19 protein-coding genes and 2 tRNA genes are annotated in these 20531 nt (G+C 66.6%); 13 read left to right on the top strand and 8 right to left on the bottom strand.

Features of this window, described 5'->3' with window-relative positions:
• From tssM to E4L96_RS07170, 3 genes are all read left to right on the top strand, one after another.
• Window positions 1-3460: type VI secretion system membrane subunit TssM (tssM, locus tag E4L96_RS07180; RefSeq protein ID WP_135206527.1), on the top strand; the 3460-nt coding region annotated here is incomplete at its 5' end.
• Window positions 3457-4416 (top strand): type VI secretion system-associated protein TagF, encoded by a 960-nt coding sequence (tagF, locus tag E4L96_RS07175; RefSeq protein WP_135206526.1) that lies wholly within the window; start codon window positions 3457-3459, stop codon window positions 4414-4416. The genes tssM and tagF, both read left to right, overlap by 4 nt.
• A complete protein-coding gene (locus E4L96_RS07170; protein ID WP_135206525.1) occupies window positions 4413-5180 on the top strand; it encodes an OmpA family protein in 768 nt (255 codons plus the stop codon). The genes tagF and E4L96_RS07170 overlap by 4 nt, the downstream gene beginning before the upstream one ends.
• 72 nt (window positions 5181-5252) lie before the next feature.
• Here E4L96_RS07170 and E4L96_RS07165 read toward each other — a convergent pair whose 3' ends face one another.
• The gene (locus tag E4L96_RS07165; RefSeq protein WP_135206524.1) at window positions 5253-6155 is read right to left on the bottom strand and encodes a LysR family transcriptional regulator; all 903 of its coding nucleotides are present in this window, start codon (window positions 6153-6155) and stop codon (window positions 5253-5255) included.
• 113 nt (window positions 6156-6268) lie between these two features.
• On the opposite strand from E4L96_RS07165, the gene E4L96_RS07160 reads away from it, so the two are divergent.
• Entirely contained in the window at window positions 6269-7495 is a 1227-nt protein-coding gene (locus E4L96_RS07160; protein ID WP_135206523.1) for an SGNH/GDSL hydrolase family protein, read from the top strand.
• Window positions 7496-7498: 3 nt separating this feature from the next.
• Window positions 7499-8620 (top strand): alkene reductase, encoded by a 1122-nt coding sequence (locus E4L96_RS07155; RefSeq protein ID WP_135206522.1) that lies wholly within the window; start codon window positions 7499-7501, stop codon window positions 8618-8620.
• Here E4L96_RS07155 and icmH read toward each other — a convergent pair.
• Together icmH and tssK are read right to left on the bottom strand one after the other, a co-directional pair.
• A complete protein-coding gene (icmH, locus tag E4L96_RS07150; protein WP_135206521.1) occupies window positions 8607-9368 on the bottom strand; it encodes a type IVB secretion system protein IcmH/DotU in 762 nt (253 codons plus the stop codon). The genes E4L96_RS07155 and icmH overlap by 14 nt on opposite strands.
• Entirely contained in the window at window positions 9365-10696 is a 1332-nt protein-coding gene (gene tssK / locus E4L96_RS07145; protein WP_135206520.1) for a type VI secretion system baseplate subunit TssK, read from the bottom strand. Before tssK ends, icmH begins: the two co-directional genes overlap by 4 nt.
• Before the next feature lie 180 nt (window positions 10697-10876).
• Here tssK and E4L96_RS07140 point away from each other — a divergent pair, with 180 nt between their 5' ends.
• The 7 genes from E4L96_RS07140 (at window position 10877) to tssA (ending at window position 18038) form a co-directional block, all read left to right on the top strand.
• Window positions 10877-11434, top strand: a complete 558-nt coding sequence (locus tag E4L96_RS07140; RefSeq protein ID WP_167758622.1) for a tetratricopeptide repeat protein — start codon at window positions 10877-10879, stop codon at window positions 11432-11434.
• A gap of 10 nt (window positions 11435-11444) precedes the next feature.
• Entirely contained in the window at window positions 11445-11951 is a 507-nt protein-coding gene (gene tssB, locus E4L96_RS07135; protein ID WP_135206519.1) for a type VI secretion system contractile sheath small subunit, read from the top strand.
• Window positions 11951-13444, top strand: coding sequence for a type VI secretion system contractile sheath large subunit (tssC, locus tag E4L96_RS07130; protein ID WP_135206531.1), 1494 nt, complete (start codon window positions 11951-11953; stop codon window positions 13442-13444). Before tssB ends, tssC begins: the two co-directional genes overlap by 1 nt.
• A gap of 41 nt (window positions 13445-13485) precedes the next feature.
• A complete protein-coding gene (locus E4L96_RS07125) occupies window positions 13486-13977 on the top strand; it encodes an Hcp family type VI secretion system effector (protein ID WP_135206518.1) in 492 nt (163 codons plus the stop codon).
• A 76-nt stretch (window positions 13978-14053) separates the two neighbouring features.
• Window positions 14054-14539 (top strand): type VI secretion system baseplate subunit TssE, encoded by a 486-nt coding sequence (tssE, locus tag E4L96_RS07120; RefSeq protein ID WP_135206517.1) that lies wholly within the window; start codon window positions 14054-14056, stop codon window positions 14537-14539.
• Entirely contained in the window at window positions 14499-17123 is a 2625-nt protein-coding gene (gene tssH, locus E4L96_RS07115) for a type VI secretion system ATPase TssH (RefSeq protein WP_135206516.1), read from the top strand. The genes tssE and tssH overlap by 41 nt, the downstream gene beginning before the upstream one ends.
• 9 nt (window positions 17124-17132) lie before the next feature.
• Complete coding sequence (gene tssA, locus E4L96_RS07110; RefSeq protein ID WP_135206515.1) at window positions 17133-18038, top strand: type VI secretion system protein TssA; 906 nt, start codon at window positions 17133-17135, stop codon at window positions 18036-18038.
• Here tssA and phaP read toward each other — a convergent pair.
• Window positions 18032-18598 carry a TIGR01841 family phasin gene (gene phaP / locus E4L96_RS07105; protein WP_135206514.1) on the bottom strand — a complete coding sequence of 189 codons (567 nt, stop codon included), beginning with the start codon at window positions 18596-18598 and terminating at the stop codon, window positions 18032-18034. The two genes, tssA and phaP, sit on opposite strands and share 7 nt — an antisense overlap.
• Before the next feature lie 127 nt (window positions 18599-18725).
• Between phaP and cueR the strand changes: the two genes are divergently transcribed.
• Window positions 18726-19127, top strand: a complete 402-nt coding sequence (cueR, locus tag E4L96_RS07100) for a Cu(I)-responsive transcriptional regulator (RefSeq protein ID WP_135206513.1) — start codon at window positions 18726-18728, stop codon at window positions 19125-19127.
• Between the two features lie 4 nt (window positions 19128-19131).
• On the opposite strand, the gene E4L96_RS07095 is transcribed toward cueR, so the two are convergent.
• From E4L96_RS07095 to E4L96_RS07080, 4 genes are all read right to left on the bottom strand, one after another.
• The gene (locus E4L96_RS07095; RefSeq protein WP_167758621.1) at window positions 19132-19512 is read right to left on the bottom strand and encodes a VOC family protein; all 381 of its coding nucleotides are present in this window, start codon (window positions 19510-19512) and stop codon (window positions 19132-19134) included.
• 90 nt (window positions 19513-19602) lie between these two features.
• Window positions 19603-20061 (bottom strand): Lrp/AsnC family transcriptional regulator, encoded by a 459-nt coding sequence (locus E4L96_RS07090; RefSeq protein ID WP_135206530.1) that lies wholly within the window; start codon window positions 20059-20061, stop codon window positions 19603-19605.
• 221 nt (window positions 20062-20282) lie between these two features.
• Window positions 20283-20367, bottom strand: a tRNA-Leu gene (locus E4L96_RS07085).
• 66 nt (window positions 20368-20433) lie between these two features.
• Window positions 20434-20518: transfer RNA gene (locus E4L96_RS07080), tRNA-Leu, on the bottom strand.
• Window positions 20519-20531: the final 13 nt, after the last annotated feature.

Here is a 20531-nt window from a genome sequence, read left to right as displayed (position 1 = left end):
CCGCCAGGGCCGCCTGCTGGGCGAGACCGTCGCCGCCGCGCCGCCGGACGCCAGGCCCGATGTCGCCGCGCTGCGCCAGGGCTTGGCCGACGCCATCACCACCATCAAGACCTCCAAGCTCGGCCTGGCGCGCGGCGCCGCCGCGCTTTACGAGCTGCCGTGGTACATGGTCATCGGCCACCCGTCCGCAGGCAAGAGTAGCGCGATCGCCAGCTCCGGCCTGCAGTTCCCGCTCGCGGGCAACGCGGCCATGCGCGGCGTGGGCGGCACCCGCAATTGCGACTGGTTCTTCAGCACCGAAGGCATCCTGCTCGATACCGCGGGCCGCTATTCCGTGCAGGAAGAGGATCGCGCCGAATGGTTCGGCTTCCTGTCCCTGCTGCGCCGCTACCGCCGCCGCGCGCCGATCAACGGCATCATCATCGCGGCCAGCCTGTCGGACCTGATGAAAGGCCCGCCCGACACCAACATGGAACTGGCCCGCCACCTGCGCACCCGCGTGCAGGAACTGACCGAGCGCCTGGGCGTGCACGCGCCGGTGTACGTGGTGTTCACCAAGGCGGACCTGATCGCCGGCTTCACGGACTTCTTCCACGACGCAGATCCCGTGGAGCGCGACCGCATCTGGGGCGCGACCATCCGGTACAACCGCCGCCGCACGCCGCAGGATGTGCTGTCCTTCTTCGACGAGCACTTCGACGAGCTGCACGATGGCCTCAAGGAGATGAGCCAGGCGAACCTCGGCCTGTCCGGCGCGCGCAGGCCGGGCGTGTTCACCTTTCCGCTCGAATTCGCGTCCGTCAAGCCGCAGCTGCGCGCCTTCCTTGCCACCCTGTTCGACGAGAATACCTGGCAGTTCAAGCCGGTGTTCCGCGGCTTCTACTTCACCAGTGCGCTGCAGGAAGGGGAGGTGCACAACCTCTCGTCCGAACGCGTGGCGGCACGCTTCAACCTGACCTTCACCGATGGTGCGCTGACGGGTACGGAGCAGCAGGGCGGTTTCTTCCTGCGGGACCTCTTCCGCAACGTGATCTTTGCGGACAAGGAGCTGGTGACGCGCTTTGCCAATCCCCTGCACGACCGCCTGAAGCAAGGTGCCTTCGCGCTCTCCGCGCTGGCCCTGGGCGTGCTGCTGGCCGGGTGGACCTGGTCCTTCACCAACAACCGCCAGCTGATCGCCAGTGTGCGTGCGGACTTGGACAAGGTGGCGCACCTGCAGGCACGCGCCACCGGCTTGCAGGCGCGCCTGGAAGGCCTCGACATCCTGCAGGCCCGCATCGAGCAGCTTGAGACCTACCGCGACAGCACGCCTGCGATGCTGTCCTTTGGCCTGTTCCAGGGCGATGCGCTGGAGCGCAAGCTGCGCGAGGAATACTTCGCGGGCGTGCGCGAGGTGATGCTGCAACCCACCGCCGCGGCAATGGAGGCCATGCTGGCCGACGTGAACGCCCACGCCAGCGATCTCGATCCCGCCGCCAAACCCGCCGCCGCCGCGCCCTCCGCCACCAATGTCACGGACGCGTACAACGTCCTCAAGGCCTACCTCATGTTGGGCGACAAGGAGCATGTAGAGACCGGGCACCTGAACGACCAGCTGGCGCGCTACTGGCGTGGGTGGCTGGAGGCCAACCGTGGCGCCATGCCCAAGGAGCAGATGATCCGCAGCGCCGAGCGCCTGATGACCTTCTACCTCGCGCACGTGAGCGACCCCGCCTGGCCCCAGCTGCAGCTCAAGCTTGGCCTGCTGGACACCACGCGCGAGAACCTGCGCCGCGTGGTGCGCGGCGGCTCCGCGCGCGACCGCGTGTACGCCGATATCCGCGCGCGTGCCTCGACTCGCTTCCCGTCCGTGACGGTGGCGCGCCTGCTCGGTGAACAGGATCAGGCCCTCGTCGCGGGCAGCCACGCCGTGCCAGGCGCCTTCACGCGCGTCGCGTGGGATGGCTACGTGCAGGGCGCCATCCGGGATGCCGCCAGCAAGGAGCTGCAAAGCACGGACTGGGTCCTCAAGACCGCCACCAATGACGATCTGACGCTGGAGGGCAGTCCAGACCAGATTCGCAAGGCTCTCACCGACCTGTACAAGACCGATTACGTGAAGGAATGGAGCGCCTTCGTGCAGGGCGTGACGGTGCTGGAGATGCCCAGCTTCGACGCCAGTGTGCGCGCGATGAACCGCCTCGGCGATCCGCAAGCCTCACCGCTGGCCACGCTGATGAAAACCGTGTACGCCGAAACCGCGTGGGACGGCCCCGGTGGCGGCAGCGCTGTCGCCGCCAAGGCGGAGCGGGGGGTGATGGCCTGGTTCCGTGAAAAGATCCTGCGCCGCACGCCATCCGTGATGCAGTCCGAGGTGCCGCAGTTGGCCGGCGGCGACAAGGGTCGCATCGCGCAGGAATTCGCCGGCGTCGCCAAGCTCCTGTCGGCCGAGAAGGATGCATCGCTGATGAACGCCTATCTCGGCCAGCTATCGCGCCTGCGCTCGCGCCTTAACCAGCTCAAAAACCAGGGCGATCCCGGTCCCGGTGCGCGCCAGTTCATGCAACAGACTTTGGAAGGGAGCGGTTCCGAGCTCTCCGAGGCGCTGAAATTCGTGGACGAGCAGATGCTGGTGGGGATGAGCGACGCGCAGAAGCAGGCCTTGCGCCCCCTGCTGGTGCGCCCGCTGATGCAGACCTTTGCCGTGATCGTGCAGCCCTCCGAGGCGGAAATCAACAAGACCTGGCTGGCGCAGGTGGTCACGCCGTTCCGCTCCACGCTGGCGGGCAAATACCCGTTCGACCCGTCCTCGCGTATGGAGGCCAGCAGCGTGGAGATCGGGCAGGTGTTCGGGCCGGAAGGAGCCGTTTCCAGGTTCGTGGCCACGGCCCTCGGCCCGCTGGTGGTACGGCGCGGCGACATGATCGAGGCGCGACGCTGGGCGGACATCGGTATCTCGCTGTCGCCGCAGGTCATCTCGGCTTTCCCCGGATGGGTGGCACCGCTGGCCAACAACGGCGTGGCCGCCAGCGGCGGGCCGCAGACGGTGTTCCAGCTCCTGCCAGCCATCGTGCCGGGTGTGCAGGAGTACACCATTGAAATCGACGGGCAGCAGCTGCGCTACAAGAACACGACGCCGGTGTGGACCAACATGGTGTCGCCCGGCCCGGGCACGCGCAGTGTGCGCATCTCCGTTGTCACCTCGGACGGCCGCACGGTGGAGGTGTTCAACGAGGCGGGCGAATCGGCGCTGGAACGCATGATCACGGAGGCCGAAAAGCAGAAGAAGGCCGCCAACATCTGGAGCCTGCGCTGGACGAAGGGCAGTGTGTCTCTCAGCGTGGACCTCAAGAAGGTCAGCAGCCCCGATAGCAGCGGCAGCGGCGATGCGGGCCGCCGGGGCTTCGCTGGCCTGCGGCTGCCGGAGACCATCGTCGGCCGCCCTGACACCCGCGTCGCGGCGGCGGGAGGTGTGCAATGAAGCCGCACCGGATCGGCTACTTCGGCAAGCTCCCCAGTCGCACGGACTTCGTCAAGTCCACCCACGACGGAGCGGTGCTGGGCATCCTGGATGAATGGCTGGCCTCCGTGATGGCCGCGCTGCCTGCGGACGCGCGCTGGAAGTTTCACTACGACGCTATGGCGCCGCTGCATTTCGTCTTCGTCGGCCCGCAGCGCAGGCACGCCATCGCGGGCCACATCGTGGGCAGCAGCGACCAGTCGGGCCGGCGCTTTCCGTTCCTGCTGATGCGCACCGTGGACGTGGCGGAGCCGCGCACCTTCCTGCGCGAGTGCCCGCTGGTGTTGGCGCCGCTGTGGACGGGGATGGCCACGCTGGCGCATAGCGTCACCGCGGCCACCGACCCGACCGCACATCTGGCGTTGGCGCACGAGCAAAGCGGTGCGCTGGCGGAGCATTGCGGCACGGCGCTGGATGCCTTCCTGGATACTGGGACTATCAGCTCGCTGGCGGCCCTGCTGGGCCGCGCGGACACCCACCGGCTGATCCTCGCGCTTGGGCTGGTGCTGCGGCCCGTGCTGGCGCACGCGCCGGAGGATCTGGAAAAGAGCCTGGTGCTGCCGCTGCCGGAGAATGCGAGCGCGCGCTTTGCGGTGGCGGCGTTCTGGATGACGCTTGTGGCGCCGTTCCTGCGCGGACGGGATGTGGAGCTGGCGCTGTTCGTCACGCGGATCGGGCAGGAGCCGGTGCTGGTGATCGGGTTCGCCGGGGCGAGCGCGCGGACCATGCAGGCGATTATCGATCCGTTGCTGGCGCGCGACCTGCAGGTGGACTTTGGCGATACGGCATGGGTGGATGAGCAGCAGGGCGCAGGCATCGACTTTCGGGTGCTGGCGAGCTACCTGGAGCAGCCGCAGATGCCGCTGCGGTTGACACGTGATTTGTTCCTGCAGACCTTTGTGGGGGAGGCATCATGACGATCAAGCGACTCGTGCTGGCCGCGCTGGCGGCTTTCTTGCTGGCTGCGGCGCCAGCGCCCGCGGGCGAGACCGCGCCGGTGGTCGCCAGCGGCACCGTGCCGGATGAAGCCACGCGCGCGGCCCTGATCGCGCGCTTGAAGGAGGTCTATAGGGCCGATCGCGTAGTCGACCAGCTGGCGGTGGGCAGCGTATCAGCACCGCCGGGGTGGAGCGAAGCGGTGCGGCGGCTGGTGGCGACGGACCTGAAGCTCATCTCGCACGGCCAGCTCAAGGTGGATGGCAACACCGTTGCCGTACGGGGCGAGGTGGCCAGCGACGCGCATCGCCAGCAGGTCGCCGCACGGATGGCGGCGTCGCTGGATCCGAGCTACACGGTCAGCGATGGTTTGCGGGTCGCGGCGCAGGACCAGCAGGTCTTGGACTCCGCGCTGGCGAACCGCATCATCGAATTCGAGTCCGGCCAGGCCACGCTGACCGAGTCCGGGAAGGCGATTCTCGACCAGATGGCGGCGGCCATGCAGCAGGTGAAGGGCAAGCGCGTGCAGGTTGCGGGCCACACTGACAATGTCGGCTCCCGCGCCAGCAATCTCGCGCTTAGCCAGGCCCGCGCGCAAGCCGTGGTCGCGTACATCCAGTCCAAGGGAATCCCGGCCGACCGCATGACCGCGGCCGGCGAAGGCCCGGACCGCCCGGTCGCCGACAACTCCACCGCCGAAGGCCGGGCGCGTAACCGGCGCATCGAGTTCCGCATCGCTGACTGAGTAGAGCCGGAGCCGGGACGGCACCGGCGCATTGGCACATTGGCTTGTGGCCCCGGTGACGCTCCGCCGGTGTCAGCGCGCCGGCGAGACGCCGGGCAGCGCCGCCAGCCTGGCCGCGAGGAAGTCAAGGAACAACGCTGTGCGGGCCGGGCGGAAGCGCCGCGACGGCGTAAGCAGGTGGATTTCCTGCGCCTGGCCGGTCCACCGCGGCAGCACACGCTTCAGTGTTCCTCTCTTCATTTCCTCCGCCACCAGCCAGCGCGGACACAACCCCACCCCCGCACCCTCCAGCACCGCGTCCCGAATCGCGATCGCATGATTGACACGGTAGCGTCCCGGCGCCATCACGGTCTCGGTCCGGCCATCGGCCTTTAGCACCAGCTCCGCCGGAGACCATGCAAAGCGCACGTACTGGTGATCGGCCAGATCGCGCGGCTGGCGCGGTGCCTTGTGCTGCGCGAGATAGACAGGGGAGGCCACGAGGACGCGCTCCGATGCGCCGATGCGCCTGCCGATTGCTCCCGGCGGCAAGTCCGGCCCCAATCGCACCGCGACGTCCACGCCTTCATCCACCAGGTTGACCATGCGGTCATTGAAGATCAGCTCGACCTCTACCCCGGGATGTACGTCCAGGAACTCCCGCACGAAGCGGCTCACGTGCAGCTGCCCCAGGGCCACTGGCGCGTTGACACGCAACAGTCCCTCCGGTTGGTCGCGCAGCCCTTTCGCATCGGCGATGGCCTCGTCGTACTGCTCCAGCATTGGCTTGATGCGTTCATAGAAGCGCATGCCCTGGCTGGTCGGCATCACGCTCGTGGTGCTGCGCTCCAGCAGGCGCACGCCCATGCGCTGTTCGAGAGCGGCGAGCGCCTTGCTGACGGTCGGCTGCGACGTCGAGGCCTCGCGGGCGGCAGCAGAGAAGTTCCCCAGTTCGACGCAGCGGACGAACAGGTGCAGCGTGCGGATGTGGTCCATTCCGTTTGGAGCTCCATTCCGTTTTCGAATAAGAGATAGTCTATTTTGACAGCTTCTGGGCGACGATGGAATGACTTAAGGTGGCGGCTCATTCGTCAATTTCAGGAGACGTCATGTCGAATTTTTCAGCAGCCGCAGGCTTGGCAGCGGCCGCACTTCTCACGCTGGCGCCCGCTCAGGCACAGTGGATGCCGTCCTGGTACGCCAGCCCGCAGCCCGCATGGGACAGGAGTTTCGTCCTGCCGATGAATGTCCCTTCCGAGTTACGGGACGAGACGGTGTTCGAGCGCACGCGCGTCAGCGTGGGCGGGCCGGCGCTGCGGGTGGTCTACAGCAATCGGTATGGTGCACAGCCACTCAGGATCGGAGGCGCGTCCGTACGCGTGGACGGGCAGACTTCCGTGCACCGCGTGCTGTTTGGTGGCCGCCGCGCGGTCGAGATTGCGCCGGGCGCCGAGGCCGTGAGCGACCCTGTCCCGGTCGCGGTAGCGCCGCTGGCGAGCGTGTGGACGGCGGCCTGGTTCCCTGCTGCGACTCCGGTGACCACTTTCCATTGGGGCGCGCAGCAGACGGCCCTGGTGCAGGACGGCGACCACACCGGCCAGGTACCCGGCCGTAAAGCGCATGCCTTTGGCGGGCGCATGTTCCTGTCAGCGCTCCTGGTGTCGGCGCCGCGCAAGCCTGTGGTGGTAGCGCTGGGCGACTCGATCACCGATGGGAACGGGTCGACGCCGGAGCGGGACCGGCGCTGGCCGGACCAGCTGGCAGATCGCCTGTCCCCAACAGGCATCCCGGTCATCAATGCCGGAATCTCGGGCGGGCAGCTGCTGGCCGATGGCATGGGGCGCAGTGCGCTGGCACGGCTGGAGCAGGATGTGCTGGCGCAGGCCGGCGTCAAGACCGCCGTGATCCTGATCGGCACCAACGATATCGGCTGGCCGGGCGGCCCGTTCGCGCCGAAGGCACTGCCAATGACGCTGGAGCGGCTGGTGGAGGGTTACCAGCAGCTGGTCGCACTTCTGCGCAGCCACGGTGTACGTGTGGTGCTAGGCACCGTGCCGCCGTTCGAGCACGCCCTTGCGGGGACGCCATTGGAGGGGCACTACAGCGTGTCCAAGGACCAGGTGCGCAAGGCGCTGAACGACTGGATTCGAACCCGCGGCGGCGCGGATGCGGTGGCGGACTTCGACGCACTGCTGCGGGATCCGTCGCATCCAGCGCGGCTGCTTCCCAAATACGACTCCGGCGATCATCTGCACCCTGGCGATGCGGGTTACGCGGCGATGGCGCGGCTGCTGGATGACCGCCTGCTGTTCGGCGGTCCTGCAGGGACGGAGTGAGCCATGCTGTTCAACGCATATGAACTGGGCGGACTCACGCTGCGCAGCCGCGTCGTCATGCCGCCGATGACGCGGGCGCGGGCAAGTGTGGACGGAGTCCCGACCGCGGCCATGGCGCAGTACTATGCCCAGCGGGCTTCGGCTGGGCTGATCATCACGGAAGGTACGCAGATCAGCCAGCAGGGGCAGGGGTATGCGTGGACGCCAGGACTGCATACGCCGGAGCAGGAGCAGGGCTGGCGGCGGGTGACGGCCGCGGTGCATGCGGCGGGTGGACGGATCTTTGCGCAGCTGTGGCATGTGGGGAGGGTGTCGCACGCGTCCCTGCAGCCGCGCGGCGGAGCGCCGGTTGCGCCATCGTCCGTGGCGGACGAGCGTTTGCGCGTGTTTGTCGATGCGGACCGGCGTGGGCCGGTGGCGGGGAGAGTAGAGATGGTGTCTGCGACGCCGCCGCGGGCGATGACGGTGGACGAGATCGAATCGGTGCGGCTGGACTATGTGCATGCGGCGCGGCGGGCGTTGGCGGCCGGCTTCGATGGGGTCGAGCTTCATGCGGCCAATGGTTACCTGCTCAACCAGTTCATTGCGTCCAGCACGAACCTGAGGACGGACCGGTATGGCGGCTCGCTCGCCAATCGGCTGCGGTTGTTGCTGGAAGTGACGGATGCGGTGGTGGCCGCGGTGGGCCGGCAGCGGGTCGGCGTGCGGATTTCGCCACTCGTCACCTTGCAGGGAACGGCCGACGCCGCGCCGCTGGCCACCTACACGGTGGCTGCCGCGCAGCTGAGCCGGCGTGGCATCGCCTATTTGCATATTGCGGAAGCGGATTGGGACGATGCGCCGGACATGCCGACGGCGTTTCGCGAGGCGCTGCGGATGTCGTTTGATGGCGCGATCATCAGCGCTGGGCGCTATACGCTGGAGCGGGCGGAGGAAACCTTACGGCGCGGTTGGGCCGACCTGGTGGCCTTCGGCCGCCCCTTCGTCGCCAACCCGGACCTGCCACTGCGTCTCCAGCGCGGGCTCCCGCTGAATGCCCCCGATCCCGCGACCTTCTTCGGGGGCGACGGGCGGGGTTACACGGACTACCCGTTTTGGGATGACGAAACTGTCATGGAAGGGTGATGGTGACGCTGGCGGCCTTGGGCGGCAGCTTGACCAGGTCGTTGTAGCCGGCCAGTGAGTTGTCCGCGTCGCGGGAGAGGGTGTAGCGGAAGGCACCGAAGGCGCACAGCGCGGACGCCGCGAACAGTGCGGCGAGGATCATCAGCGAGCGGTCGCTGCGCAGCTTGTTGGAGACATTGTCCGGCCGCGCGGCATGCGGTGCGAAGGCGCGCGTCCGCCCGCGCATGCGGGCAATCTCCTCACCCAGGTGCGCGGTGAGGTACTTCAGCTTCTCCTGGCCCGACAGCGCGTACTTCCCCTGGAACCCCAGCAGAAGACACATGTGGTACACCTCCAGCACTTGCAGATGCGCCGACCCGCGGTGCCGCAGGTCGTCCATCTTTTCAAAGAAGTGTTCTCCCGCCAGCTGGTCACCGAAGATCCGCAGCTGCAAAGGCCTGGTCTCCCAAGCCTCGCGGACTGGGAACGGGGAGCGCAGCACGATCTCGTCCGCCGCCGCGCAGAAGGCATAGCGCGCCAACTCCACATCCTCCGCCGGAATCCCCGCCACGCGTGCCTTCTGGTCCACGTCCAGCAAGAACTGGGTGAGCTGCTGGTCGAAGCCCTCGCTGTCCTTGGGCGCGCACCCGCTGCGCAGCAGGAACAGCGCATAGAAGCCTTCGTACAGCAAGTCCGTCAGCGTACCCGCCACCGGCCGCGGTGCGGAGAGCAGGGAGGGCGCCGCGCGCCGTTCGATGTTCTGGGTCATGAGGCCACCGCTATCAGTTCGAGTTGGAGATCGCGGATCCCGTTCGGAACATAGATCGAAATCGCCTGCGCCTTCAGCATCGCTTCGTACAGGTTGCCCTTGTTCTCGATGGTGAAGTAGCAGGTCTCGGGCCGCACCGGCACCGCGGAGGGCACCTGCGGTGCGTGCCGCAAGCGGATACCGGGGAGCGCGGACAGCACCAGCTTGTCCACGTCGTCCGGCGCGCCGACTTTGAAGCGCAGCGGCACGATCTCCACCAGCTCCAGCGCCGGCATGTCCGCGCCGACGGCCAGGTACAGCGTGGTGGCCGCATCGATGCGGCCCGAGTCCAGTGCGCCCGTGTGATAGCCCGGCTTTTCCGAGGACAGCGCGATGGCGAAGTAGCGTGCCGATATCACGGTATCCAGCAGCTCGCGGATGATGGCGTCCAGCTTTGCGAAGGATTCCCCCGCCTTCTCGTGCTCGTACTTGGGCAGGTCCTCCAGCTTGTAGCTGCGCGAGTAGGCCATCAGCCCGCCGGCCACGCCCAGCATGGTCTGGAACAGGCGCTCGGGATGCAGGCCGGGATTGTGCAGCTCATGCAGCAGCGCCGCGTAGCCCGCGCTGGCCGTGTGCAGGAGCCAGAACGACGAAACATCGGTACCCCGCAGTTCGACCACGTTGCGGGATGGCTCGCGGTGGTGCCCGTACAGCGCGTGCACCTTGGCCAGCAGCTTTTCCATGAGCCGCGTGAGCTTCAAATGCAGGCTGCCCGCACCCGCGATCGACATGCTGGGTGGGATGTAGTCGCGGTCCTGCTCCCAGCCGCCGGTGGACAGGCGGCGCAGCCGGACCAGCGGGATCGATTCGTAGCCCTCCAGCGGTTCGAGATGTGTCACCAGCCTGACTTGCGGGCGCAGGTTGGGCGCCGGGGCGTCGGTGGCTTCGGTGTAGAGGTCCTGCACGGAGCGGCTCTCGCAGGTGTAGCGCGCTTCGGCGCCATCCGCGTTCTGGCCCTGTGGTTTGAGACGCGGGAGCACGGCATGCACCACCACTTCGGTGATGGTGGCCGGGACCTCGGCGAGCCTGAGCGGATGGGGCAGGGCATCGGGCAGCGGGGCGCGCACGATCTCGCCGTCGCGGAATACCAACGACAGTTCATCGAGACTCAGCACGTTGTCGCGCAGGGAATCGGCGTGCACGGTCACGGCGCGCACGCCCCATGCGTATGGGTGCAGGCTGGCGGCCATCTGCTGCACGCGCAGCTCGTGGTAGAGGTCCTGCTGCTGGAAGTGCTGGGGGCGGAGGAACAGGCCTTCACTCCAGAGGATTTTTCCGGGGGTGCTCACCAGTGGTCTCCAGGGGATGTCAAGAGAACCGACAGCATCGGCGGGTTTGGAATTCTGAACTTTGAGGTAGCTCAAGCAGTTTCCCCGCGTAACGGCGGGCTCGCAATGCTTGATCTGTCGCAAATTGGCGGTTTATTCGATCGCAATAATGACCTCTCGGAAATCGAACGGGAGGCACAAATGAAGCACATCAAGATGGCTGCGGGCGGCCTGTGTCTGGCGGCGCTCGCGGCCTGCCAGGCTCCGCAGGTGCAGGCACCGCCACCGGCCGTCCAGCCGATCGAGAAGTACCTTGGCGATGCCGACAATGCCCTGCGGGCCGGCCGCACCGAAGAAGCGATCAGCATCCTGCGCAAGGCCACCGAGCAGCATGACACGGACAAGACGGCGTGGCTGCGCCTCGCCCAGATCCGCTTCGACCAGTCCAACTACGGCGAGGCGATCACCTACTCCACGGAAGCGCTCAAGCGCGAGCCGGACAACCTGCTGGCCAGCAGCATCATCGCCGTGAGCGGCCTGCGCGTGACCAGCAAATCCCTGGCGGACCTCTCGAACCGCAACAACCTGACCGGCAACGTGAAAAGCGAAGCCGAGGAACTGGCGGAACTGCTGCGCGGCGCGATCGGCGAGCGCCGGCTGGTGGAGAAGCCCAAGACCACGGGCGGTCCGCGCATGAAGACCACCACGGCCGCGAATCCGCCTGCGAAGGGCGGCAGCGCACTCGATATCCTCAAGTAAGGAGCCCACCATGGCCAAAAGCGAAAGCGCCCAAAAGCGCCTGCAGAAGGTTCGTCCGCCGCGCGTGCAGATGACCTATGACGTGGAAATCGGCGACGCGATCGAGAACAAGGAACTGCCCTTCGTGGTTGGCGTGGTCGGCGACTTCGGGGCGAACGCGGAGACCGGCCGCAAACGCCTGAAGGAACGCAGTTTCGTCAACGTCGATGCCGGCAACTTCGACGAAGTGCTGGAAGGCGTAGCCCCCACCACCAGCTTCAAGGTCAAGAACGAACTCACGGGCGAGGGCGAACTGGCCGTGGACCTGGAGTTCAAGAAGATGGAAGACTTCCGTCCCGAAGCGGTGGTCGAGCAGGTCGACCCGCTGCGCCGCCTGCTGGAAGCGCGTACCAAGCTCGCCGACCTGCGCAACAAGATCGCCGGGAACGACAAGCTGGAAGACCTGCTCGCCGAAGTCCTGGCCAACACCGAGCAGCTGGACCAGCTGCGCATCGACACGCCCAAAGAGGAGAAATGATGTCCGCTCACGCATCCGCCGCCGTGGCGGCTCCCGCTCCCAACGCCGCACAGCATGACGATCTCCTGGACCGCATCGTGGAAGAGAGCCGCGTCGCGCGCTCGTCCAGTGAGCATGAACGCGCCCGCGACATCATCGCGGAGCTGGTGCGCCAGGCCACCGAAGGCAGCATCGTCTACTCGGGCAACCTGTCGGCCACCATCGATGCACGCGTCGCGGAGCTGGACCGGCTGATCTCCGCCCAGCTCTCTGCCATCCTGCACGCGCCCGAATTCCAGAAACTGGAGCGCAGCTGGACCGGCCTGCAGTACCTGGTCAAGGGCAGCGCGGGCGAGCAGGGCGTCCAGGTCCGCATGTTCAACGCCACCAAGCGGGAATTGGTGAAGGACTTCCAGGCCGCGCTGGAGTTCGACCAGAGCGCGATCTTCAAAAAGGTGTACGAGGAGGAGTTCGGGACCTTCGGCGGCGCGCCCTACGGTACCCTGATCGGCGACTTCGAGATCACGCGCCAGCCCGAGGACCTGTACTTCGTCGAGCAGATGTCGCACGTGGCGGCGGCCGCGCACGCGCCTTTCATCACCTCTGCCTCGCCCGAGCTGTTCGGCATCGACAGTTTCAGTGACCTGGGCAAGCCGCGCGACCTGGCCAAGGTGCTGGACACGGTGGAGTACGCGCGCTGGAAGGCGTTCCGCGAATCGGAAGATGCGCGCTACGTGGGTTTCACGCTGCCGCGCTTCCTGGGCCGGCTGCCCTACAACCCGGTCAACGGCACCGCCGTCGAAGGCTTCAACTTCGTCGAGGACGTGGACGGCACCGACCACTCGCGCTACCTGTGGTGCAACGCGGCCTATGCCTTCGGTGCGCGCCTGACGCATGCCTTTGGCGAATACGGCTGGTGTGCGGCGATCCGCGGCGTGGAGGGCGGCGGCCTGGTGGAAGACCTGCCGACCCACACCTTCAAGACCGACGAGGGCGAGATCGCGCTCAAGTGCCCCACCGAGCTGGCGATCACGGACCGGCGCGAGAAGGAGCTGTCGGACCTCGGCTTCATCCCGCTGGTCCATTGCAAGAACACCGCGTACGCCGCCTTCTTCGGCGCGCAATCCGCGCAGAAGGCGCGCAAGTACAGCAGCGAAGCGGCCAACGCCAACGCGGTGCTGTCCAGCCAGTTGCAGTACATCTTCGCGGTCTCGCGTGTGGCCCACTACATGAAGGCCATGATGCGCGACAAAATCGGCAGCTTTGCGGCGGCCAGCAATGTCGAGGACTACCTCAATCGCTGGATCATGCGTTACGTCCTCCTGGACGACAACGCGAGCCAGGAGCAGAAGGCGCAGTTCCCGCTGCGCGAAGCCAGCGTGCAGGTGTCCGAGGTGCCGGGCCGGCCGGGCGTGTACCGCGCCGTCTCGTTCCTGCGGCCGCACTTCCAGCTGGACGAGCTGTCCGTGTCCCTGCGGCTGGTCGCCGAACTTCCGCAGGGTTCGAAGTCCTGAGCACTTTGCATTCCCTCCCCACATACCCATAGGAGAACACCATGGCAATTGACGTGTACATGCAGATCGACGGCATCAAGGGCGAGTCCAACGACGACAAGCACCGCGACTGGATCGAATGCACCTCGGTGCAGTTTGGCGTGATCCAGCCGAAGTCCGCGACGGCGTCCACCGGCGGCGGGCACACGGCGGAGCGCTGCGAGCACGAGGACATCACCATCACCAAGCTGGCCGACCTGTCCTCGCCGATCCTGCTGCAGACCTGCTCCTCCGGCAAGACCATCCCGAAGGCGAAGCTGGAGTTCATGCGCGCGGACGGGCAGGGGGAACGCATCAAGTATTTCGAGGTGGAGCTGGAAAATGTGCTGATCGGCGCGATCCACCCCGCCGTCAATGAAGGGAACATCCTGCACGAAAGCGTCGGCATCAAGTACTCGAAGGTGAAGTGGAAGTACACGCAGCAGAAGGTTGGCGGCGGCTCGGGCGGCAACACGTCCGGCGGCTGGGACCTGGCGGCCAACAAGATCGCATGATGTATTTTGCGGCCACCGCGCGCCTATGCTTCAGTGATGGCGCCGGTGGCTCTCCCGAAACACACAGCCGCAGAGCATGAACTCCCTCCGACCCAGCCTGTTCGACCGCCTGTTCGGCTCCGCCTCGGACCAGCTCACGCTGGAGCAGTACAAGGACAGCGTCGCGCGCGACCTGGAGGCGCTGCTCAACACCCGCCTCGCCATCCTGCCCGAGATGCTGGCGCCGTTCCCGCATTGCCAGAACTCGGTGCTGCACTATGGCCTGGTGGACTTTGCGGGCCTGTGCCTGTCCAGTGACGACGACCGCAAGAAGGTCTGCGCGAGCCTGAAGGACGCCATCGAGCGCCACGAGCCGCGGCTGGACAACGTGCAGGCCACGCTGGAAGCGCAGGAAGGCTCGGTCAACCGTCTCAGTTTCGTCATCACCGCCACGCTCAAGGACACGGGGCTGGCCGAGCCGGTCAACTTCAACGCCGTGCTGCAGCCATCCTCGCTGCGCTACTCGATCACAAGGAGCCGCCATGGACATCAACATGAAAACCCTGATCGGCAAGCTCAATGACGTGACCCGCACCGCGGCCACGCGCGCGGCCAATATCTGCGTGGGCCTGGGGCAGTACGAAGTCGACATCGAGCATGTGTTCCTGGCGCTGCTGGAGCACCAGAATTCGGACGTGGCCTGTATCGCCCGCGGCTGCGGCATCAGCCTCGCGGTGCTTGAGAGCGACCTGCGCGACGAAGTGGGGCGCTTCGCCAGCGGCAGCGGGCGCACGCCGGTGTTCTCGCGCCACCTGCCCACGCTGTTCGAACACGCCTGGCTGCTGGCGTCCCTCGATGCGGACGCGCCGCACCGCATCCGCAGCGGCCATCTGCTGCTCGCTTTGCTCACGGAGCCCGACCTGGCGCAGCTCGCGCAGCGCGGTTCCAGATTGTTCGCCCAGTTCCCGCGCGAGAAGCTGAAGCACGACTTCGACAAGCTGACGGAAGGCTCCGTCGAAGCCGAACCACCGGCCGCAGCGCAGGCGAGCCGCGACCCGGTGACGGAATTTCGGGCCGCCGCCGGCACCCCGGCGCTGGACCATTACACCACCTGCCTCACCCAGCGCGCCCGCGACGGCAAGGTGGATCCGGTGATCGGTCGCGATGCCGAAATTCGCCAGGCGATCGATATCCTGATGCGGCGGCGCCAGAACAACCCGATCCTGACAGGCGAGGCAGGTGTCGGCAAGACCGCCGTGGTGGAAGGCCTGGCGCTGCGCATCGCGAGTGGGGACGTACCCGCGGTGCTCAAGGACGTGGAGCTGCACACGCTGGACATGGGCCTCCTGCAGGCCGGCGCCTCGGTCAAGGGCGAATTCGAAAATCGCCTGAAGAACGTGATCGACGAAGTGCGCCGCAGCCCGAAGCCGATCGTGCTGTTCATCGACGAGGCGCACACCATGATCGGCGCAGGCGGTACAGCGGGCCAGAACGATGCCGCCAACCTGCTCAAGCCCGCGCTGGCACGCGGCGAGCTGCGCACCATCGCGGCCACCACGTGGAGCGAATACAAAAAGTACTTCGAGAAGGATGCCGCGCTGGCGCGGCGCTTTCAGGTCATCAAGGTCGAGGAGCCGGACGAGGACACCGCCTGTGCGATGCTGCGTGCCATGGCGCCGCTGATGGAGGAGCACTTCGGTGTGCGCGTGTACGATGAGGCCATCGTGGACGCGGTACGCCTGTCGCACCGCTACATCGGCGGGCGCCAGTTGCCGGACAAGGCAATCAGCGTGCTCGATACGGCCTGCGCCCGCGTGGCGCTGGGACAGGACGCGACACCCGCCGCCATCGAAGATCTGCGCCGCCGGCTGGAGCGTATCGACGCCCAGCTGGAAGCGCTGACGCGCGAATCCAATACGGGCGGCGAACATGGGCAGCGCATCGCCTGCCTGCGGGCCGATCGCTTCGAGCTCACAGAGCGCTATGCCGCTTTGGAGAAGCAGTGGCAGCGCGAACGCACCCTGGCCGCGGAGGTGGCGCGCCTGCGCCAGCTTGTGGAATCCGGCAGCGCCGGCGCCGATGCCAAGGCGCTGCAGGCCACCATTCACGAGCTGCACACGCTGCAGGGCGAGACGCCGCTGGTGCCGCTGCAAGTGGACGGGCACGTGGTGGCGGACATCGTCTCTGCATGGACCGGTATTCCGCTCGGCCGCATGGTGAAGGACGAGATCGACCAGGTGGTGAAGCTGGAAGAGACGCTGGGCCAGCGCGTGCTGGGCCAGTCCCACGCCATCGCTGCCATCGCCCAGCGCGTGAAGACGGCGCGTGCCAACATGGAAGACCCATGCAAGCCGCGCGGCGTGTTTCTCTTCACCGGGCCCTCGGGCGTCGGCAAGACCGAGACCGCGCTGGCCTTGGCTGAGCTGCTGTATGGTGGCGAGCGCAAACTTGTCACCATCAATATGAGCGAATACCAGGAGGCGCACAGCGTCTCCGGCCTCAAAGGCTCGCCGCCAGGTTATGTGGGCTACGGTGAGGGCGGGGTGCTGACCGAGGCGGTGCGCCGCAACCCGTACAGCGTGGTGCTGCTGGATGAAGTGGAGAAGGCCCACCCGGACGTGCTGGAACTGTTCTACCAGGTGTTCGACAAGGGTGTGCTGGACGACGCGGAAGGCCGCACCATCGACTTCCGCAACACGCTGATCATCATGACCTCCAACGCCGGTTCCTCGCTGGTGATGCAGGCCTGCCTGAACAAGGCGGCGGAAGACATGCCGAACGCCGACGCACTGGCGACCATCGTGCGTCCGGCGCTGGCCAAGCACTTCAAGCCCGCCTTCCTGGGCCGCGTGACGCTGGTGCCGTTCTATCCGGTCGGCGACGATGTGCTGGCCGAGATCATCGTCCTCAAGCTCGATCGCATTCGCGAACGCGTGCTGACGAACCACCAGGCCGCATTCATGTACGACGACGCGCTGGTGGAGGCCGTGCTGGCGCGCTGCACCGAGGTCGATTCCGGTGCGCGCAATGTGGATGCGATCCTCAACGGCACGCTGCTGCCCGCCATCGCGGACACCGTCCTCGCGCGCATGGCGACCGGGGAGCCGATCGAACGCATCGCCGTCAGCGCGAGCGAGGACGGCCAGTTCGTATTTCACATTGCCTGAGCAGCGGCCATGAGCAAAGTTCTGGGCATCGATGAGCTGCTCCAACCCATCCCCGGAGACCACCCATGCGGCGAGGACATCGCGTTCAGTCCCGAAGTGGACGCCATCGCGCGGGCGCGCGAGGCGGACGACCCGACGCTCGCACAAGGCGACTGGGAGACCTCGCTGCGCGAGGCCGACTGGCCGTTCGTGGCGCGCGAGTGCGCGCAACTGATCGGCGCGCGCAGCAAGGACCTGCGCCTCGCCGTGTGGCTCGCCGAGGCGGCGGCCAGGACGAACGGTATGCGAGCCCTGGGCGACGCGCTGCTGCTGGCCGCGGGCCTGTGTACCCGCTACTGGGACGGCGTGCATCCTTTGCCGGACGAAGGTGGCTACGAGCAGCGCGCCGGGAACATCGGCTGGCTGGCCGCGCGCCTGCCCCAGCTCATCGGCGAGAGCCCGCGCGGTGAGGGGCAGGGCTGGCTAGACGACCTGCGGCATGCGCAGCACGCGGTGCTGGAGCTGGAGAAGGCCATCGATGAAAGGCTGGGTGCGGACGGGCCCGGGCTGACCGCGTCCAAAGCGCTGCTGCGGGATCTGGTGAGCGACGCGGCGCGCGGGGTGGATACCGGCGAAGGCGGGACCGGGAGTCCGGATAGCTCGTTCACCGGCGCCGTGAATGGCTCCGGACTACGGCCCGAACTTCCCGGCGGCGCAGGTCCGCTGCAGTCACGCGCACAGGCGCTGGCCCAATTGCGCGCGGTGGCGGATTTTTTTCGTCGTACCGAGCCGCATAGCCCGGTGGCCTACCTGGCCGACAAGGCCGCGGAGTGGGGCGCGCAGCCGCTGCATGTGTGGCTGCGCGGGGTGATCAAGGATGATGCGGCGTATGCCCACCTGGAGGAGATGCTGGGCATACGCACGCCGGGTCACTGATTGGGCGGGGTGCCTGGGCCCTGCTGCTGGTTGACCATGTCGCTGGCCTTGGCGATCTGCTCCTCGACCTGCTTGACGGCGGCGCGGGTGGCCTTGGTCACCTGCTCGTAGCCGAGGAAGGCGTTGTCGATGGCCGCCTTCACGATCTGCACGGCGTTCTCGCTGCCCGGCTTCACGTTCTGCGTCACGTCGTAGATCAGGGCGGAGAGGGCGTTCTTCGCTTCCGCCATGTGCGCATCGGCCGCGGTGTGGAACTCGCGGTTGATGTCGTCGATGATCGTCTTCAGGTCGCTCCCGTACTGGACCGCCGCATTGGCGCCCGCGCCCGCCCTGGCCTGCTGCGAGGCGGCAGCCATGGCGGCTTGCGGATCCGATGCCTGGCTGATCTCCTTGCCGGCGGCGAGCGTGTTCTCGACCGAGTTCCTCGCGGTCTGCACGTTCAGGTTGACGACTTGCTGCACCCCCTGCACCGCCTTGCTGGCCAGCGTGTTGAAGGTGTTCATCTGGAGTTCAAACAGCGTCTTGGTGGCAGCAGCAAATTGCTCGGGACTGGTGAACATCGGCTCCTCCTGCTCTGGTTATCGTGAATGAGGGGTGATCAGGCACGAGCATATCCGCTTCCGATGCTGTGTCAAGTGTGCGCGGAAGGGTTATGATCGACGCGGTGTCCAGCAGGGAGTGAGCGGAATGGGGTACAACATCGGAGAAGCGGCCAAGTCCTCGGGCGTATCGGCCAAGATGATTCGTCATTACGAGTCGATCGGCCTGATCGAGGCGGCGGCGCGCACGGACTCGGGCTACCGCGTGTACACGGAGCAGGATGTGCGCGTGCTGCAGTTCATCCACCGTGGCCGCGCGCTGGGCTTTTCGCTGGAGCAGATCGGTGCGCTGCTCGCGCTGTGGCGGGACAAGCACCGCGCCAGTGCGGACGTGCGCGCGCTGGCGCAGCAGCACATTGCGGAGCTGGACCGCAAGATCGGCGAGATGGAATCGATGAAGCGCACCCTGGAGCAGCTGTACCGCTCCTGCCATGGCGACGAGCGCTCCGCCTGCCCGATCCTGGACGATCTCGCGTCGGCCTGCCACTGACCTCTTACGCCGCCGGGCGCCAGTAGACGACTTCGATGGTGTGCCCATCCAGGTCGCGGATCATGGTGCCGTAATAGCGCTCGTTGATGTCCGGCCGTGGACCGGGGGCGCGCAGGCTTTCGGCGCCTTGTGCGACCGCTTCCTCATAAAACCCCTGGGCGGCTTGCTCCGACGGTGCGGCAATCGCGAAATGCACGCGCTGGCCCACCAGCGGCGCCTCGCCTTGGGCTGGGTACAAGGCGAAGCTCCAGTGCCCGTCCTTGCCCCAGATGACCTGCTGGGCATCTTCCATCTGCACGCTGTAGCCGAGTGGCGCGAAGCAGCGCTTGTAGAAGGGGACGGACTGGGACGGGTTGCGGCTGCTGATGGATACGTGGTCGATCATGTGTGCTCCTGCTATGGAAAAGGAACCCATCATGATAGGCAGGTGGCACGGGACGGCGTCTCGTTCTGACGGGGCGCGGCGGGACAAAAACTACAAGGGAACGCGGGTCTCGAACTTTGCGCAGTTCATCGCGAACTGGCTCTTGTAGTTGGCGACGTTGTTCAGGGAGGTGAACACGCGGCGCGTGAACTGCTGGTAGTGCTCCATCGAGGGCGCGGTCATCACGAGCAGGAAGTCGTACTCGCCGGCGACCTCGTAGCAGGCGCTGACATCGGTTTCGGCGCGCATGGCGGATTCGAAAGCCTTCAACAGCGCGGTGTTCTGCGCGGTGAGCTGCACGGAGACGAAAATGGTGAGCGGGCGGCCGACTTTCACGCGGTCGACCAGGGCCACGTCCTTGAGCAGCACGCCGGACGCACGCAGCTGCGCGATGCGGCGCTGGACGGTGGCGGTGGAGGAGTGGATGCGGTCTGCGATGGTACGCAGGGGCGTGCTGGCGTCGTCCTGCAGCAGATTCAGGATCTGGATATCGATGCGGTCGAGTTCCACGGCCATTACGATGCAGGCTCCGGATATGAAAAAAGCCAGCACGAAGCTGGCTCTTTTACGGAATTTTTGGTGCCCACGGAGGGACTCGGTCACGTTCCGCGACCCCGCCGGGGCGAGTACGCCCCGGCTTTCGAGTCCCTCCCGCGAGGCGCGCAGGCGCCTCGCTCGTGGGCAGTTAAAAATGAGAATAGCCAGCAAAGCTGGCTATTCTACGGAATTTTTGGTGCCCACGGAGGGACTCGAACCCCCACACCTCGCGGCACATGGACCTGAACCATGCGCGTCTACCAATTCCGCCACGTGGGCAATGTACTGCGTTACTGCTGACTGCTATTTCTTACTGCGGGTGCTGCTGGATACTACGGTAGATTTTGGTGCCCACGGAGGGACTCGAACCCCCACACCTCGCGGCACATGGACCTGAACCATGCGCGTCTACCAATTCCGCCACGTGGGCACTGCGTCTGCTA

This window comes from Zemynaea arenosa (assembly GCF_004614185.1).
GTDB classification, from domain to species: Bacteria; Pseudomonadota; Gammaproteobacteria; order Burkholderiales; family Burkholderiaceae_D; genus Telluria; species Telluria arenosa.
This window is presented reverse-complemented; position numbering and strand designations above follow the sequence as displayed.